22 protein-coding genes are annotated in these 16,524 nt (G+C 68.6%); 19 read left to right on the forward strand and 3 right to left on the reverse strand.

From position 1 onward, the window contains the following. Positions 1-11: 11 nt before the first annotated feature. From IEY63_RS19170 to IEY63_RS19185, 4 genes are read left to right on the forward strand one after another with little or no spacing between them, the layout of a single operon-like run. Positions 12-407, forward strand: a complete 396-nt coding sequence (locus IEY63_RS19170) for a DUF6848 family protein (RefSeq protein WP_189070606.1) — start codon at positions 12-14, stop codon at positions 405-407. After that, on the forward strand, positions 373-612 hold the full coding sequence (locus IEY63_RS19175) for a hypothetical protein (RefSeq protein ID WP_189070607.1): 240 nt from the start codon (positions 373-375) through the stop codon (positions 610-612). The genes IEY63_RS19170 and IEY63_RS19175 overlap by 35 nt, the downstream gene beginning before the upstream one ends. After that, the gene (locus IEY63_RS19180; RefSeq protein WP_189070608.1) at positions 612-2,993 is read left to right on the forward strand and encodes a tape measure protein; all 2,382 of its coding nucleotides are present in this window, start codon (positions 612-614) and stop codon (positions 2,991-2,993) included. The genes IEY63_RS19175 and IEY63_RS19180 overlap by 1 nt, the downstream gene beginning before the upstream one ends. Continuing rightward, the gene (locus IEY63_RS19185) at positions 2,990-4,042 is read left to right on the forward strand and encodes a CHAP domain-containing protein (protein WP_189070609.1); all 1,053 of its coding nucleotides are present in this window, start codon (positions 2,990-2,992) and stop codon (positions 4,040-4,042) included. The genes IEY63_RS19180 and IEY63_RS19185 overlap by 4 nt, the downstream gene beginning before the upstream one ends. On the opposite strand, the gene IEY63_RS19190 is transcribed toward IEY63_RS19185, so the two are convergent. After that, the gene (locus tag IEY63_RS19190) at positions 4,043-4,480 is read right to left on the reverse strand and encodes a hypothetical protein (protein WP_189070610.1); all 438 of its coding nucleotides are present in this window, start codon (positions 4,478-4,480) and stop codon (positions 4,043-4,045) included. Between the two features lie 87 nt (positions 4,481-4,567). Between IEY63_RS19190 and IEY63_RS19195 the strand changes: the two genes are divergently transcribed. The 9 genes from IEY63_RS19195 to IEY63_RS22525 are packed head-to-tail and all read left to right on the forward strand — an operon-like array spanning position 4,568 to position 12,689. Further along, entirely contained in the window at positions 4,568-5,983 is a 1,416-nt protein-coding gene (locus IEY63_RS19195; RefSeq protein ID WP_189070611.1) for a hypothetical protein, read from the forward strand. After that, positions 5,983-6,657 (forward strand): hypothetical protein, encoded by a 675-nt coding sequence (locus tag IEY63_RS19200; protein WP_189070612.1) that lies wholly within the window; start codon positions 5,983-5,985, stop codon positions 6,655-6,657. The genes IEY63_RS19195 and IEY63_RS19200 overlap by 1 nt, the downstream gene beginning before the upstream one ends. Beyond that, positions 6,654-7,052, forward strand: a complete 399-nt coding sequence (locus IEY63_RS19205; RefSeq protein ID WP_189070613.1) for a hypothetical protein — start codon at positions 6,654-6,656, stop codon at positions 7,050-7,052. Before IEY63_RS19200 ends, IEY63_RS19205 begins: the two co-directional genes overlap by 4 nt. Continuing rightward, the gene (locus IEY63_RS19210) at positions 7,039-8,139 is read left to right on the forward strand and encodes a baseplate J/gp47 family protein (RefSeq protein WP_189070614.1); all 1,101 of its coding nucleotides are present in this window, start codon (positions 7,039-7,041) and stop codon (positions 8,137-8,139) included. The genes IEY63_RS19205 and IEY63_RS19210 overlap by 14 nt, the downstream gene beginning before the upstream one ends. After that, complete coding sequence (locus tag IEY63_RS19215; RefSeq protein ID WP_229784813.1) at positions 8,136-8,894, forward strand: phage tail protein; 759 nt, start codon at positions 8,136-8,138, stop codon at positions 8,892-8,894. The genes IEY63_RS19210 and IEY63_RS19215 overlap by 4 nt, the downstream gene beginning before the upstream one ends. Then, positions 8,887-10,104 (forward strand): COG1470 family protein, encoded by a 1,218-nt coding sequence (locus tag IEY63_RS19220; protein ID WP_189070615.1) that lies wholly within the window; start codon positions 8,887-8,889, stop codon positions 10,102-10,104. Before IEY63_RS19215 ends, IEY63_RS19220 begins: the two co-directional genes overlap by 8 nt. Then, positions 10,104-12,179, forward strand: coding sequence for an SGNH/GDSL hydrolase family protein (locus IEY63_RS19225; protein ID WP_189070616.1), 2,076 nt, complete (start codon positions 10,104-10,106; stop codon positions 12,177-12,179). The genes IEY63_RS19220 and IEY63_RS19225 overlap by 1 nt, the downstream gene beginning before the upstream one ends. Continuing rightward, the gene (locus IEY63_RS19230) at positions 12,179-12,508 is read left to right on the forward strand and encodes a hypothetical protein (protein ID WP_189070617.1); all 330 of its coding nucleotides are present in this window, start codon (positions 12,179-12,181) and stop codon (positions 12,506-12,508) included. The genes IEY63_RS19225 and IEY63_RS19230 overlap by 1 nt, the downstream gene beginning before the upstream one ends. A gap of 52 nt (positions 12,509-12,560) precedes the next feature. Beyond that, positions 12,561-12,689: a hypothetical protein gene (locus tag IEY63_RS22525; protein ID WP_268239680.1), complete on the forward strand. Its 129-nt coding sequence runs from the start codon at positions 12,561-12,563 to the stop codon at positions 12,687-12,689. Between the two features lie 33 nt (positions 12,690-12,722). On the opposite strand, the gene IEY63_RS19235 is transcribed toward IEY63_RS22525, so the two are convergent. Further along, positions 12,723-12,929, reverse strand: a complete 207-nt coding sequence (locus tag IEY63_RS19235) for a helix-turn-helix domain-containing protein (RefSeq protein WP_189070618.1) — start codon at positions 12,927-12,929, stop codon at positions 12,723-12,725. Positions 12,930-13,080: 151 nt separating this feature from the next. Between IEY63_RS19235 and IEY63_RS19240 the strand changes: the two genes are divergently transcribed. From IEY63_RS19240 to IEY63_RS19265, 6 genes are all read left to right on the forward strand, one after another. Beyond that, a complete protein-coding gene (locus IEY63_RS19240; protein ID WP_189070619.1) occupies positions 13,081-13,410 on the forward strand; it encodes a hypothetical protein in 330 nt (109 codons plus the stop codon). After that, positions 13,411-13,869: a hypothetical protein gene (locus tag IEY63_RS19245; RefSeq protein ID WP_189070620.1), complete on the forward strand. Its 459-nt coding sequence runs from the start codon at positions 13,411-13,413 to the stop codon at positions 13,867-13,869. It begins immediately after the preceding gene. Continuing rightward, complete coding sequence (locus IEY63_RS19250; protein ID WP_189070621.1) at positions 13,862-14,368, forward strand: hypothetical protein; 507 nt, start codon at positions 13,862-13,864, stop codon at positions 14,366-14,368. The genes IEY63_RS19245 and IEY63_RS19250 overlap by 8 nt, the downstream gene beginning before the upstream one ends. Continuing rightward, entirely contained in the window at positions 14,349-15,065 is a 717-nt protein-coding gene (locus IEY63_RS19255; RefSeq protein WP_189070622.1) for a glycoside hydrolase family 19 protein, read from the forward strand. Before IEY63_RS19250 ends, IEY63_RS19255 begins: the two co-directional genes overlap by 20 nt. A 96-nt stretch (positions 15,066-15,161) precedes the next feature. Then, a complete protein-coding gene (locus tag IEY63_RS19260; protein WP_189070623.1) occupies positions 15,162-15,503 on the forward strand; it encodes a hypothetical protein in 342 nt (113 codons plus the stop codon). Continuing rightward, positions 15,503-15,853 carry a hypothetical protein gene (locus IEY63_RS19265; RefSeq protein WP_189070624.1) on the forward strand — a complete coding sequence of 117 codons (351 nt, stop codon included), beginning with the start codon at positions 15,503-15,505 and terminating at the stop codon, positions 15,851-15,853. Before IEY63_RS19260 ends, IEY63_RS19265 begins: the two co-directional genes overlap by 1 nt. 68 nt (positions 15,854-15,921) lie before the next feature. Here the strand turns inward: IEY63_RS19265 and IEY63_RS19270 are convergent. Beyond that, positions 15,922-16,524 (reverse strand): hypothetical protein (locus tag IEY63_RS19270; protein ID WP_189070625.1); only part of this gene is annotated, 603 nt, incomplete at its 5' end.

Here is a 16,524-nt window from a genome sequence, read left to right on the forward strand (position 1 = left end):
AGGGCCCCACCATGAGCGAACAGACCCCCCAGACCACCCCCGCCCGCCCCGACACCTTCGCCGGAGCCACCCGCCAGCAGGTGCAGGCGTGGCGTAACGAGTACGGCGAGGACGCCGTGAAGACCCTCAGCATTCCCCTGGGTGGTCGCCCCTTCCAGGTGATCCTGCGTAAGCCCGGCCGCCTGGACTACGAGAAGCACACAGAGACCCTGATGAAGCTGCGCGAGGGCAAGGTCGCGCAGGCCATGAGCGCGAACCGCGCGCTGGTCATGACCTGCACGCTCGCGCCGGACACTGCGACGCTGGCCGCTGCACTGGATCAGTACCCGGCCCTGGCGGACAAGCTGGCGGAGCCCGCGCTTTCCATGGCTGGTGCGGACGCCGAGGTGCGCGAAGAGACGTTTTAGGGACAGGTGGGATCGTCTGTACGGCAGCACGAAACAGGGTGACATCGGGTACCTGAGCCGCGCGCTGCTCGCCTATCAGTTCTGCGAGCGGGACGCGGACGGCAGCCCCAGCGACCTCGCCCGGCTGGGCGCGCTGTGGACCGCGGACTACCAGGTGCACCACCGGGCTTTCATGCGTGGCTTCACGAAAGGAGGTGAGGACTGATGGGCAAGAGCGTGGACTGGATGTTCCGCATGATCGACCGCGTGAGCCAACCGGCCAGCGCCATCCGCAGCCGGTTGGAAGCCGTGGAGCGCACCGTGCAGCGCGTGGAATCCGTAACCAAGCGCAGCGGCGGCGCGTTCGGCGGCTGGGCCCGGCAAGGTGAGCAGGGCGCCCGCAGGGTCGAGCAGGCCTTCGAGCGGGTGCAGAAACGCGTGAGCGCCACGCACCAGCAGTTCCAGGGCCTCTCCCAGGTGCTCCAGACGGGAGCGTTCGTGGGTGGCGCAGTGCTCGGTGGGGCCGGGTACCTGCTCGGCAAGGCGCTGGGCGGCATGGGCACCCGCGAGGGCAGCCTGGAAAGCCTGAGCGTGCTGCTCAAGACCCGCAACCAAGCGCAGGTCAAGGCCGCCGCCTCCTGGGTGGATCAGTTCGCGGACATCACCCCCTTCCAGGACACGGACGTCATGAACAGCGTCCGGCAACTGCTCGCCGCGCAGTTCAAATTCAAGGACGTGCAGGGCATCGCGCGAATCACGGGGGACGCCGCGAGCGCGCTGGGCAGCAACACGGCGGACGCGGCGTTCAAGTGGGAAGTGATCAACAGGGCGCTCGGCCAGATCCAGGCCAAGGGTCGCCTCCAGGGTGACGAGATCCTGCAGCTGAACGAAGCCGGGATCGGCACCGACAAGTACCTGAAAGCGGCGTTCGGCAAGGACTACCGCAAGCTTCAGGAGGCCGGGAAGATCAGCGGCACGGCGGCCATCAACGCCATCCTGAAAGGCCTGGACGAAGAGTTCGGCGGGGCCATGGACCGCATGAGCAAAACGTTCAGCGGCCTGACCAGCACCCTCGCGTCGCGCCCGCAGCGGCTCATGGGCATGCTGTTCGACGCCGGGGGCCTGGACGCCCCGAAGAAAGTGCTGGAGAACCTCGTGACCCTCACGGACTTCAGCCGGCCACCGGGCAGCCTGATCGCCCGGCGCTTCACGCGCCTGGGCAAGCAGCTTATGGATAGCCTGTTCGGCCCGCTGGCAGATGCCACAAGCGGGAACGCGGGCGTGGACACCCTGAACCGCGCGCTGGATCAGATCGAAGCGGCGGGCCGCTGGTGGAGCGTCAACGGCCCCACGGTCATGGCGAACGTCAAGGGGTTCGGTGAGGGCCTGAAGGCCGCGGCGGACGGCGCGCTGCTGCTCGTGAAGCCCCTGGGGTGGATCGTGGACAAGGTGAGTGCCCTGACCGGCGGGAGCGGCAGCGGCGGCGTCGGCAAGGTGCTGGGCTTTCTCGCGGGCGGCGCGCTGATCGGCAAGGCCGCGAACCTGCTCACCCTGGGCGGCGCAGGCAAGGCCGCCGGGTGGGTGGGCCGCACCCTGCTGGGCGGCGTGAAGGGCGCTATGGGCAGCTTCCTGACCCGGGGCGTGCTCGGCGAGATCCTCACCAACCCGGCGGGCAAGCTCGCGGGCCTGCGCGCCGCGCTGACCGGTGTGGGCGCCGCTGGCACGGCAGGCTCGGCGGCCATACCCGTGATCGGCTGGGTGATCACCCTGCTGACCACCATGGATCAGCTGGGCAAGCGCCTGTACGGCACGTTCGAGGGGTTCACGAAGGTGATCGATTTCCTGAGTGAGGCGTTCAAGCGACTGAAGTTCGCCATGCCAGTGGACATGCGGACTCTCCAGGCGTTCGGCCTGGCGCTGCTGCGCGGCGAGGGATGGGGAGGGGCGCTGAAAGCCGCAGCCGGGGCAATCACGGGCCTACCCATGACCGGCCCCACAGCAGCACCGGCAGCCGGACCCGGCGGGAGTGCCAGCATCGCGGCGCTGACCGGCGTGGCCCAGCGGCTCGGCATCGACCCGCAGGCGCTGCTGGCCGTCGCGTTCAAGGAAAGCAGCCTGAACCCGGCGGCGCTGAACTCGGCGAGCGGCGCGAGCGGCCTGATCCAGTTCCTGCCCAGCACCGCTAAGGGTCTGGGGACCACGGCGGACGCCATCCGCGCCATGACCCCGGAGCAGCAGGCGCCGTACATCGAGCGGTACCTGCGGCAGGCAGGGGTCGGTGCGGGCAGCAGCCTGGAACAGATCTACGCGGCCGTGTTCGCGGGCAGCGCCAGCAAGACGGGGCGCGTGCTGTACACCCAGCAGGACGGGAAGGCGTACACGGACAACGCGGGGCTCGACCTGAACAAGGACGGGCAGATCACCAGCCAGGAAGCCGCGCTGGCCGCTGCGAACGCGTGGCAGGCCAGCGCGGGCACCTTCGCTCCGAACCTCACCGTGAACCTGTACGGCCCGACCACCCCGCAGGCTGTGCAGGACATCAGCACTGGCGTGCACGGCGCGCTGACGACCATTGCCCTCGAACAGGGCTCCGGAGGTAGGCAGTGACCAGCCCCATGCGCGCGCCCGCCCTGCACGACCACCTGGTGCTGCTCGACGGCGGTAAGCGCTGGCCAGTTCCCGGCTGGAGTCGCGTGACCGTCACCCTCGCCGCGAACGTGGACACGCAGGCCACGCCCGGCGCGGGCACGGCCGCCACGCAGTTAAACGAGGCCACGGCGGACATCGAGGTGCAGGTGACGATGACCACGCACGAGCAGTGGACGGCGTACCAAAGCCTGCTGACCGTGCTCCGCCGGGGCACGAAGGCCGGACCCGCCGTGTTCACCAGTGCGCACCCGGAGATCACGGCCCGCCGGGTCAAGCGCCTGTATTTCGTGTCCGAGACACCGCAGCCGTACAGCCCAGCCACGGGGTACAAAACCACGCTGAAGTTCAGCGAGCGCCTGAAAGATAAGGCGCAGGCCACCGCCATCGGAGGTGAGCAGCTCGTGGTGCCCAGCGCGGGCGGCACGAGTGCTACGGGCGCACCTACAGCCGTGGCAAGCACCGCACAGGGGCGCGCGGTCGCGCAGGCCGCCGCCCAGACGCTCATCGGGCCCCCGGCGCCGGCGGATGGCGGACGGGCCAATACCGCCATGCCCGGCTACTGCTCGGCGTGGGTGCGCGTGGCGGGCACCAAAGCAGGACTCGATCCCAAGCTGTTCGGCGCCTCAGCGCTGGCCACCGAAGGGAACTTCAAACGCGCGGGCCTCAGCCAGCCGTGGACGGCGGACAGCCAGCGCACCCTAGAGCCTGGCGACATCGTGTTCTGGGCGAACGATCCCAGCGGGTTCGGGCACACCGGGATCGTCGTGGGCCGCGACGCGGACGGCATGCCCCTCATCGCGGGCAACAACCTCGTCACGGCCAAGCAGACGAGCGGCAAGGACGCGCGGGGCATCGTGCGCCTGGATCAGCTCAGCACGGCGAACAGCCAACCCACCAGCGTCGGCAAGCCCGGCGGGGTGCCCAAAGCGCCCGTGGTGCAGGGCCCCGCGTACCCCGTGGGCGTCCCGGGCTTCGCACCCAGCAACAACGTGCCGGGGCCGAAATGATCAGTACACGCTGACGTTGAAGTTCACGAAGCCCCGCCCAGGACTCGTCACGCAGGCCACCGTGTACGCGCGGTTCACCCCCTGGAACGTGTTCAGGGCCGCGCCGCCATCATCGATGTCCCGGCACTTCAGTTTTGACGTCCACGTGTTCGCTGGACGCTTCCCTGTCGCCAGTCCAATGAGATCCGAAAGGATGCTCGTCTCGAAGAAGGTTTCGCTGAACGGCCAGTCCTGCGCGCCCAGCCACAGCCCGGCGGACACGACCTTCGTGCCGTCCCTCAGGACGAATGCCTGACTGGCGGGCAGCCCCGGGGATTCCGGGCGCAGCCCGTACGTGTAGGACTTCAGGGTCGAGGACAGCGGCACGGTCGTCTGGTGTTCGCAGGTGTACAGCTTGCAGAACGTCGCGGCTGGGAATGACGTGGCCGTACCGATCAAGGGCGCGGCTAAGGCGGACGTGACGGCGAGAGCCAACGCAAGAGCAACAGGTTTCACCCCCCAGCCTTACCACACAGGAGGCCCAGCATGGCCGTCATTTCAGCAGCGGGCGTTCCTTGCGGGGCGCCCAGTTCGTTCACCCTGCCGCTCACGGGACGTCCGTGGGCGGACCTGACCCTCGCTCAGCCGGGTGCGCCGTTCGCCGTGGGGGACCGCGTGCAGGTGGCCGTGCAGGACGGCCCGACCTTCACCCTGACTGTGGAGCGCATCGGCCCACGTGGCGGGTTCGCTCGTGTGCGCCTGGTGGGCGGCACGGGCGGCCTGAGCCAGGACATCGAGGCCCGGTACTACCGGGCGATCCCAGCGGCGACCGTCGTGCGCGAGATTCTCGCGGACTGCGGGGAGACGCCGGGGGACATCAACCTGCCGGGCACCCTGGCGGCGTGGGTGCGCGCGGCGGGCCCGGCGCACGAGGCGCTGCGGGCGCTGATGATGCGATTCCCGGAGCGGGTGTGGCGCATGGACCCCGATGGGCGCGTGCACGTGGAGGCACCGGGCTGGCCGGACGCGCCGGGCGCGGTGGCTGTGGAGACCGAGGACGCGGCGGCCGGGACGTTCACGGTTGCCTTCACGCCGGGCCTGCTGCCGGGGATGCGGGTGACCCTGGCGCGCGGGGACGAACTGCTCGCCAAACGCGTGACGCGCGTGACCCATGCGCTCGACGAGGTGTACGGGTACCCGCGCCCACAGGTGCAGCAGCGCACCGTGATCGGTACCGGCGACGGGCAGGACCAGGGCGTCACGGGCCTCGAACAGGCGGTGCAGCGGGCCGTGCGCTGGGTGGATTACCTCGCGCTGTACGAGGCGGAGGTGATCCGGGATCACGGGAACCACGAGCTGGATCTGCGGCCCATGCACCCGCTGCTGCCGGAGATGACCCGCGTGCGTCTGGTGCAGCCCCTGCCCGGGGCACGCGTGAAGCTGAAGGCCGGGGGCGTCGTGGTGCTGAGTTTCCAGGCGGGCGACCCATCGCGGCCCGTGGCGCTGCATTACGGCGCGTGCGAGCTGGAACTGCTGGAGGTCTCCACCGGGCGCGGTCAGGTGATCCGCGTGGACGATGATCGGGGACAAGTAAGCCCCGAAGACAAGCTCTACCAGCGGCCTCACGTGCGGGTGCAGGACGCCGCCGGGCAGATCGTGGAGCTGTGGGCGCAGCCCGGGAAGGAACGGATCACGGTGCGGGACAAGGCCGGGCAGCAGCTGGAACTGAACGCCGCGCCGGGTCAGGAACGCGTGACCCTGCGGGACCAGGCCGGGCAGCTGCTCGACCTCAACCCCGTGACGGGCACGGTGAACGTCACGGCCATCACGACGGTGAACGTCACGGCGACCAGCGTGAACCTGGGCGGGCCGGGCGGCTCGCCGGTGGCGCGCGTAGGGGACAGCGTGAACCTGCAGACGGGCCAGATTGTCAGCGGCAGCCCGACCGTGAGGGCCACCTAGTGGGCCTCCTGCACAGTCCAGGCCTGAGTGGCGTGCAGGGCGCGCTGTGGGAAGTGCAGCAGCTGGCGCAGGCGGCAGGCATCCCCCTGCCCCCACCGTTGCAGCTGCCCAGCCTGCCGCCGCTGGTGGGTGGCTGTGACGCGCAGGCGCTCGCGGCGGCCCTGGGCGCGGAGGTGGCGCAGGCGCTGGGTGAGCAACTGCAATTACCGGGTGTGCAGCAACTCCTGACCGGGGATCTGGCGGGCGCACGCAGCGCCGTGCTGGGTTACCTGGGCACGCTGGACACCCTGCGCGGCCCACTCCTGGCGGACCTCGCGGACGGACAGGGCACGCTGGGGGCGCTGGGGCAGGCGCAGGACACCCTGAGCGGCCTGCGTGCCGCGCTCGGGCAGCCAGGGGGCAGCGCCCTGGCCGGGGACGTGATCAGCGCCGTGGCCGACGCCTGCCCCGCCGTGGGTGGCCTGCTCGCGTACGCAGAGGGCACCCTGGCGGGCATCGAGCAGCAGGTGCAGGGCGTGAGCAGCGCGCTGAGCGCCGGACTGGACCGCCTGAACCAACTGACCAGCCTCCAGGGTGCCGCCGAGGCACTGCTGGCGGAACTGGACGCACACGTGGACATCCAGGCGGCGCTGCTGGACGTCGTGAACGGCATGAACTTCGGAGGTGGACCGTGAGCTATTTAGGAGTGGATTTCTCGACCCGTGCGGGACTGACCGGCGAGCTGGTGGCCGGGCGTGACCTGCTGGTCGAAAGCCTCGCGCGTCGCCTGCGCACCCGCCGGGGCGCACTGTTCTACGACCCGGAGTTCGGGAGTTACCTGCCCGACTACCTGGGCGAACGCGTGGAGGACGCCGGCGCAGAGGCCGCAGCGATCTGCCAGCTGGATCTGGAAGAAGATCCGCGCGTGATCAGTGCCGCCGTGACCGTCGAGCAGGTGGCCCTGGAGGGCGTGCAATTGCGCGCCACGCTGGACACGATCACCGGGCCCATCAGCCTGATCGTGGACGCCGTGCACGCACCGGACGCACTGCCCGTTGTTTCTGAGGGGGTGCCGTATGGCGTTGGCTGACCTGATCCGCCCACGCTCGCGCGAGCAGGTCGTGGGCCGCATGCTGAACGTCCTGGCCGCCGGACGCGGGGACGTGAACCCCGTGAACTTCGCGCCCACGAATTACGTGCCGGGCGACCCGCTGCGGACCCTGCTGGAACTGACTGGTGAGGGCGTGGCGGACGTGGAACGCACGGTCGAGCAGCTGGGCCTGGGCGGGTACCTGAGCACCGCGCACGGCGCGTGGCTGGACGCGCTGGTGGAGAGTCAGTACGGGCTCTCCCGTCAGGCCAGCACGTTCGCGCGGTTCCTCGTGCGGTTCAGCGCGCCGGTCACGACCGGGCTGCAGGTGCCCGCCGGGATGATCGTGGGGACCGGGACGGGCCTGCGGTACACCACGCGGGAGGCCGTCACGCTGGAACCCGGCGCGAGTGCCGACGTGCTGGCCGTTGCGGACAGTCCCGGCGCGGCGTACAACGTGCCCGCCGGGACGATCACCGTGCTGCACACGCCGCTGCCGGGGCTGAGCGTCACGAACCCGCCCGGCAGCCTGCTCAGCGGCGGCGCGGACACGGAAACCGACGACGCCTTGCGCGTCCGTGCGTCCGGCCGCTGGGCGGAACTCGGCGGGGGCGCCACGCGCCGCGCCTACGAATTCTGGGCCTTGACCTCGCACCCCAGCGTAGACCGCGTGCTGGTGCTCGACGAACACCCGCGCGGGCAGGGCACCGTGGATGTGGTGCTCTGGGGCGAGGGTGGCCTGGGCAGCAGCGTCGTGACCGCTGCAGACGAGTACATTCAGGCGCGGCGGCCCGTCACGGCCGACGTGCAGGTGTACAGCGCGCACGAGATCAATACGCCGGTGCCGCTGGACGTGTACGCGCCGGGCGCTGATCCGGTCAGTGTCACCGCGCAGATCCAGCAGGCTCTCGCCGCCCTTCAGCGGAGCCTGGGCATCGGCCAGATCCTGTATCACAGCGCCGTGATCGAGGCGGCCATGCTGCCCGCTGGCGTGCTGGACGTGACCACGCCACTGCGCGACACCCACCCGACAGGCGTGGAGGTGGTGACCCTCGCGCCAGCCATCACCTTCCGGAGCACTCCGTGACCGTGACGTACGCGGCGTACCTGACTCGCCTGAGTCGAATCAATCCCATCGACTATCAGGATGCCGGTACGCAAGAGCACCTGAACGCCGTGGCGGCAAGCCTGGAGGACGTGCAGGCCCGCGCGCGGGCCGTGATGCTCACCCGCCTGATCCTCAGCGCACCCGAGGACGCCCTGACCCTGATGGGCGCAGAGCGCGGCCTGCGCCGCTTCCCGGACGAGCCGCTCGCCACCTTCCGGGCCCGCGTGCGTGGCGCGTGGGATTACTGGCGGCTGGCGGGCACCGTGCCCGGCATGGAGTTGATCTTGGCGCAGGCCGGGTACCGGGCGGTGATCGTCGAGCACTTCCGCGATCCGGACCCTGAGCGCTGGGCGGAGTTCAGCGTGGTCGTGCAGCCCCTGAATCCCATCGTGACGACCGCGAAGTGGGGGGAGAGCGCCACGTGGGGCAGCGGCCAGCACTGGGGCATCGACCCGAACGCGGTGCCCACCCGGTACCTGCCGGACCTGATCCGCGATTTCAAGCCCGCGCACGCGAGGTTACGCCGCCTCACGTACTTCCCCCGGGGCCGCTTCTGGGGCTCGACCGCGCAGTGGGGCGAGGGCCGCGACCTGACCCCGCAGCCGCAGCCCGGCTGGGGCGTGTGGACGGGGTACCAGACGGTCACGCCTGCCGAGGACCGCACGGACAGCGGCGCCGCGTGGGGCGAGAGCGACGCCGAAATCATCTACGACCTGGAGGGCCACCATGCCTAGAGACCTGACTGCCAACCCTGAATTCACTGACACCATCACCGTCCCCCGCGACGGTGAGGGCATCGACGCCGGGGACGTGAACGCCCCCATGACCGACCTGCTGGGCAATGACCTGTACCTGCGGGCGCAACTGGCGGACCTGACCCGGACGGTCGAGGAAATGCGGAAAGCGGCGGGGGGCTTCGTGCTCGTGGCGCCCGCCGGGCTGACGCTGGAACCCGGGCAGACCTACGCGTTCCCGGCGGCCATCGCGCTGGGCCGTCAGGCGGGGTACGCGAGCGACGTGACGCTCGCCATGCTGGACCTCCCGGCGGGCGTCACCGCTACGTTCACGCCCGCCGTGCTCTCCGGCGCGACCGTCACCTCGACCCTCACGCTGAACGTCAGCGCTGGGGCCGTCGCTGGGCCGTACAACCTGCGGGTGCAGGGGACGGGCGCGGACGGGAAGATCAGCCAGGCGCTCATCGCCACGCAGGTCACCGCGCAGACCCAGCAGCCCACCTTCACGATCAGTCCGGGCAGCACGTCGGGCAGCATCGACCGGGGCGCGGGGGAGACCAGCGAGGCGTTCGTGTTCGGCGTGACCCGCGCCGGGATGTTCGGCGCGGACATCCAGTTCAGCGTCGTGAATCCCCCGGCGGGCATCACGGCCACGTTCGCCCCGGCCACGGTGTCCGGCGCGGCGGCCGTGCAGCCAGCGGCGACCACGCTGACCCTCACGGCAGCGGGGAGCCTGCCAGCGGGCACGTACACCATTCAGGTGCGGGCCGTGAGTGGCAGCATCGTGCGCACGCAGGCCCTGAGCCTCACGGTCACGGCCGCGCAGCAGGCGGGCGACGATGATTACACACTCACCGTCGTGTACGACGCGGGCGACTACCGCACGACGAACGGCGCCACTCTCTACATCAACCGCCAGAACGGGTACACCGGGCCCGTGGAACTGCGCGTGATCGGCGGGGTGTCCCCGACCGAACCGCTGATCCTCGTGAACGGCAAGATCGGCGGGGACACCGTGTACGGGAACACCGCGCGCCTCATTGCCGATGGCGCGGGCCGCGGCTGGACGAACGCCGGGGTGGCGGACCTCCCGGACAACTACCCGCTGACCGCGACGTTCGGCATGGTGCGCGGCAGCGCCGAAATCGAAGGCAAGACCGTCACGCGCTACGCGAGCCTGGAGTGGCGCTGGGGCAACAGGAGCTACTGATGACGACACTGATCCAAGTCCCGAAGCCTGACCTGGGCCGCCCGAACGATTCGCGCCTCACGCAGGCGTACCTGGACTCCCGCCCTGAACTGAAGAACCTGACGCCGTTTAACCCGGCCACAGACTTCGACCTGATCGACGCCATCAATGACGCGTTCGGGCGGCTGCATGCGCTCGTGCAGTACGCCGACCCGGCGCTGTACGCGCAGATGGTGGCCGCGCGGGATCAGGCGGCCAGTGATCACCAGGCCGTCCAGGGCGCCCTGCTCGGCCTGGACGGCATCACAAATGAGCTGCGCCAGTTGGCCGGCGTGTACAACCTGGGCCGCGCCCCGCAGGCGGGCGATCCGGCCGGCACGTACCGCGTGGCGGACACGCTGGTCAGCTGGGACGGCGCGGCGGTGACGGCCACGAGCGCCGTGCTCGCCACCACCGCGACCGTCACGACTCAGATCAGCACGGCGCTCAGCAGCCGCCAACTGTGGGAGCGCATCTGGGCGACCGTTCAGGAGGGCGGGAACGCCACGATCATCGCGTTCGGGGACAGCATCACGCAGGGCTTCCTGGGCAGCAGTGGGCAGATCAGCGCAACGCCCTGGCCCAGCGTGCTCCAGGGCCTCCTGCGCGGCGTGTACGGTGCGGGCATCACCGTCGTGAACAAGGGCGTGGGCGGGAACCGCACCACGGAACTCCTGAACCGCTTCGGGGCCGACGTCCTCGACCTCGCGCCGCAGGCGGTCATCATCGCCATCGGCACGAACGATCAGGTGGGCAACGGCAACGGCCCGCGCGTCCCGCCCGCGCAGTTCACGGAGAACGTGGAGTACATGGTCACCGAACTCACCCGGCGCGGCATCGCCGTGGCGCTGGCCACGCCCGTGCCGTTCCTCACCAACGAGGCTGGGACGCGAGGCGCGCTGGCGTACGGGCAACTGCTGCGCGGCATCGCCGAGCGGTACAACTGCCCCCTGCTCGACAGCGGGCAGCTCTACCAACCGACCAGTGAGGGGCGCGGGCGGCGCCTCGCGCAGAGCCTCCCGGACAACGTGCATCCCGGCACGGACGCGGACTACCGGATGCTGGGCGCCATCATGGCGCACGGGCTCATGGCGCACGGTATTGCCACGGCGGACGGCTCACGCGGCTGGACGGATGATTTCAGCCGCGCCCGTGACCTGACCCTGGGGGCCGCGTGGCAGGTGACGGGCCTGGACGCCCCGTACTACGCCTATGCGGTGGGCGGGCAGTTCATCTGCTGGCACACCAACGGCAGCGTGCGGTTCGTGAACAACGCAACTGGCATGGCCGCCGCGCAGCGGGCCGAACTCACGCACCGGTACGCAGGCAGCGGCGCCGGTTACATCGGGCCGCTGGTGGGCGCGACAGCAACACCCGCCGACCCGCTGAAGAACGGGTGGTGGTGGACCATCGTGGCCGGCACCGCGTACCTGTTCGACCCCCAGAACAACCAGTTCACGACGAATGTCACCCCCTACGCGCTTGGCCGCGAGTACACCATGAGCCTGGAACGCAGCGGCGGACGCATCGTCGCGCAGCTGGACGGCGTGACGGTGTTCGACGTGGCGGACAGTGGCCCGGCTGGTCTGCCCGGCATCGCCATCGGCAGCGCCGATTTCAACGACCACTGCAACACCGCACTGGCCTTCCGGGCGGCCAATCTCACCCCGGCCGCTGGAGGGGGCGGTGGCACGTACCTCGGCAGTGCGGCGGTGAGTGGCGCGCAGACCAGCGCAGCGACAGCACCGGCAGACATCGCGGGGTACGCGGTCACGTTCACAACGGATGGCACCCGTCGCGTGAAAATCTCCGCTGCCGTGAACGCCTGGAACGGCGGCTCGCAGGGGTCCGCGTACGCCCGGCTGCGGATTGACGGACAGACCAGCCAAACAGTCCGCGTCGGCTACGTTCCGAACGCCCTGTGCGTCCACAGTCTGCTCTGGGACGCCGGGATGCTGCCCGCGGGGACGTACACCGCGCGCCTCCAGGGGTGGACGGTGGACGGCACTCAATCGATGGTTGTGGATGCCATGACCATCATCGCGGAGGGCATCTGATGCAACGGTACGCACTGATCAGGGCCGGCACGGTGGGCGTCGTGCTCATCACGACGCCCCTCACCATCGACGCCATTCGCAACGGGTGGGATCACATCGAGCCCAGCGAGACGGCCGAACCTGGTTGGACGTGGGACGGGGAAACCCTGAGCCCGCCGCCTGAACCCGACCCGGTGAAGGTCGAGCGCGCCGAGGTGAAGCAACTGTTGGAGGGGCGCATCGCGCTCTTCCCCCGCCTGCTGGCGACTCGCGCCACCACTGAAGAACAGACCGACCTGCTCGATGAGATCGAGGAAATTACGCAGTACCTACGTGGACTGGAGGAATGACATGCGCCTGAACCTACCCCCACGCTGTCAGACCTGTGGCCGCCGCCTGACCATGAACACCGTGACTGGGTACTACGAGTGCGCGTATGACGGCTACAGCACCGACCCCAACACGCAATCTGCACCCGCAGAGGTCCCCGCTACCACGCAGGACGCCCCGGCGCCCACCGACACTGAGTAACCCCAGCGCGCATTGACCGCATGGGCAACCCACTTACCGCTTTTGCTTGCGTTGAATGACGACTTCCAGGCCCAGCACGTCCAGCAGCTGCCGCCACCTCTTGGGCATCAGTGAGGTGCTGGCGGTGAGCATCCGATTGACATAGATGCGCTCGACCTGCATGCGCTCGGCCAGCACGTCCTGCGTGATGCCGTCCTCTTTCATCATCGCCTTGACCTGGCGCACGACTTCCTTGTTCATCCTCGGCACGCTAGCACCCCCGGGTAACGTTTTTTCACGCGCTACACGGCGTCTAACGTTACACGCGGAGGCGCGTGCAACTGCAATTCAACCCACACCGCCCGGCCACCTCGGCAGCCGGGCGGTTCTCAACTCGCCGAGTGGAGGCCCCATGCGCCACATCCCCCTCGCGGCCCTGACGCTGACCCTGCTGCTCGCCACCGCGCAGGCCGCCACGACCCCCGTGTGCGCTGTGCAGGTCACCACCCGCAGCAGCTGGCTGGGCCGCATCGTCACCGTCACGCCCGCCCCCAGCTGCCCGCCGAACGGCAAGGCGTTCTTCCGCTTCGCGTCTCGCACCGGCACGCAGCCGGACAGCCCGCCCGGCGTCTTCGACCTGAGCCCAGGAGAGCAGCTCACGCGCAGGGTGCCGCGCGACTGGTGGGTCGAAGTCCGGGACAAGTACCTGCGGTTCACTCGCATCAAGGAGGTGGTGAAGTAAGTGGAGAAATTCCTGATCGTCCTTTCGGCGAGCACCCTGGCCGCGAATGAACTCAGCGGCCCTCAGTTTCCGTTCACGCAGGGGGAGCTGTGGAGCCTCGCGTTCGTGCTGGCCGCGAGCCTGCTGGTCGCCATCAGCAAGGAGGCCAGCAAGGCCAGCCGGGGCCCGTTCAAGGCCGGGCGCTTCTGGGGGAACGTGGGGCTGGGTGTGGCGGCCGGCATGTGCGCGCCCCTGCTGATCGAATACGTGGTGCAGCACTACACGGGCAAGCCCCTCACGGGCGGCGCCAGCGTCGGCCTGGGCATCCTCGGGGCCTACGCGGGCCGGGACTTCCTGAAGGCCGCGTATAGCGCCCTGCTCAGCCTGGGGCAGGCGTTCGCCAAGCTCAAGGGTTTCTCCATCAGCTACGACCAGTCGAAGGTCAAAGGCACGAAGAAAGGCGGTGAGGACGATGCGTAACGCGAATCGACTGACCCGGAGCGCGCCGCGCGTCCTCTGGGAAGCCCTGCACAGACTCCCGCAGGTGCTGCTGATCCTGCTGCTGTGCGGCCTCCTGATTGGCGCGTACACGACCGACGCCTGGCTGGCGGATCTGGGTGACACGGTGCTGGGCCCGCCGGTCGTGCAGGAGGGCCTGCGGGGCCTGATCATCATGGCCGTCGCCCGCGCGTTCCAGCTGCGGTGGGCGGTCGTGACCGGGTGGAGCCGCGTGGGGTGGCTGCTGCTGGCCTGCGGCGTCGCCCTGAACCTCGCCCGCGGCCACTTCAGCGGCACGCCGCTGACCCTGGCGTTCGCGCTGGGGCACCTGGGCCTATTGATCCTCACCACCCGCCTGATGGTCGCCACCCTGCGCGAGCAGCGCCTCGCGGATGAGTGCGCGACCGTCCGCCGCCAGCTGGCGGCAGCTCACGCCCGCATTGCCGAACTGGAGGCCCAGCATGACCCTGATCACCCCTGACCTGATCCGCGCCCTGAATGCCCGCCACCCGCGCCCAGACGTCGCCGCCGCGAAGCTGGGCGCCGCTTTTGACCGGTACGGACTGAGCACGCCGCGCGTGGTGGCCATGGCCATCGCGCAGCTGATGCACGAATCCGGCCTGATCCCGCAAGAGGAAAACCTGTCCTACCGGGCCACGCGCATCCGGCAGGTGTGGCCCTCACGCTTCCCCACGCTGGCCAGCGCGGAGGCCGTGGCCTTCAACCCCCGCGCGCTGGGCGACCTCGTGTACAGCGGACGCATGGGCAACGGGCCCAGCGAGGGCTTCGCGTACCGGGGCCGCGGCATGATCCAACTCACGGGCAAAGCCAACTACCAGACGTACGGCCGCCTCACGGGCTTCGACCTCGTGGGGCAGCCGGACCTGCTGCTGCAGTACGGGGTGAGCGCCCTGGTGGCCGGCGCGTTCTGGCAGAGCCACGGGCTGAATGCACCGGCTGAGCGGGGGGACGTGCTGGCCGTCACCCGCGCCATCAACGGCGGCACCACGGGCCTGGATGACCGCGAGCGCCTGTACCAGCGGGCCCTGAACCGCGTGCCCCGCTACGGGCTGCTGGGCACGGACGCCCCCCTCGACCCGCAGCGGGACGAGGCGCACGACCTGGACACGCGCGAGGAGCTGTACACCCGGGCGCTGTCCGCGCTGGGCGCACGCTAGGCCCGATTTACACGGCAGGCCGCGCCTCCGGGCGCTGACAATCCGCCCTCTCCCGGCCCCTGCCCAGCGCGGGGGCCGCGCCCATTGAGGTGAGTCATGAACGCGAATCTGCTGAAACTGAAGCTGTACCTGAAGCTTTTGGCCTTGAAGGCGCTGCCGGACATCGAGCGCCGCGCCCTGGAGGCGTACGAGCGCACGGGCACCGTTGTGCACGATAAGCGGCAGTTTGCCCGCGAGTACGTGCTGGAACGGTACGCGCAGGCCACCGCGAAGATCCCGGGCCTGCGGGACACGAAGCTCGATGACCTGGCGGTGGGGGCGGCCATTGACGAGACGCTGGACTGGGCATGGGATCAGCTGGGCGACGTGCTCAACAGCATCAGTCATGATCCGGTCGTGACCGCGCCCGATCTGCCCAAGGGGGGTGAGGCGCAGTGATGCGCCTGGCGCTGCTGGCCGCACTGGTGCTCACCGCGTGCACGCCCACCCTGACCGGGCCCGCTGATCCGGGCGGCGCGCGCCTGACCGTCACGCGGGGCGAGGCGTTCGACACCGTGCGGTTCGACACCGGCACGCAGGCCGTCCTGGGCGCGAAACTCACCCTGACGGGCCGGAATCTCGCGGTGAACGATCCGAACTGCGCGGTGGACGGCTCGCAGATCGTGTGCACGCTGGGCGCGCGACCGGCGGAGCGTGGGTACGTGCTGCCCGTGCGAGGTCTACTGATCGTGCAGGCGAATTTTGCCCGCCCAGACGGCCGATCGTATGATTTAATCACGGAGCGGTAACGGACAACTCAGGCGATTGCGCCCCCCTGCACCGGCTCCGGCTGGCCGCAGGGGGGCGCATTTTTATTTCAAGAGCTCATGGTTCTGTTCAATCTGCTCTCTCGTGCTGCTCTTCTTAAACTTTTAGATAAGGAGATTTTTGCTCGAACATACCTATATTTACCGACCATTCTGGGTAAGTGTCTTCTGTTTATGTATCGCAGAAGAGGTGCCATTCTCCAGCTTGGATGCATTAATTCAATTTCTATAAAAATTAGAATGTACTTACCAAACGCCTGCGCATTCATTAGTTTCAGCGGCCCATTGGGGAACAGCGCAATTAAGTAAGTAATAATAGGATAAATTATAAACATAATAAGTACAAAAGCTAGAGCTTCTGAAACCGCATACCTTTTTCGGAATGCGATATGCCCAACGTAAGCCAAGATCGTGTAGAGGGTAATTGCTAATAAATCATATGCATCAGGAGTCATAATAGATCCATTGACTTCTATAAAGCTTTGTGAGCCTGCTATAAGGAATGGGGCTGAAATAGATAACGCGAAAAAAACATGATACCATCTCGATAGCATTAGTCTTCTTTCAATGCGGTCACGATTCGTCTGAGTTGATACTACAATTGAAATGGTGTTGGGAATGGTCTGTAAGGCGAAAATAAATTTACTGATCGA

It is taken from the genome of Deinococcus radiotolerans, from assembly GCF_014647435.1.
Taxonomy (GTDB): domain Bacteria; phylum Deinococcota; class Deinococci; order Deinococcales; family Deinococcaceae; genus Deinococcus; species Deinococcus radiotolerans.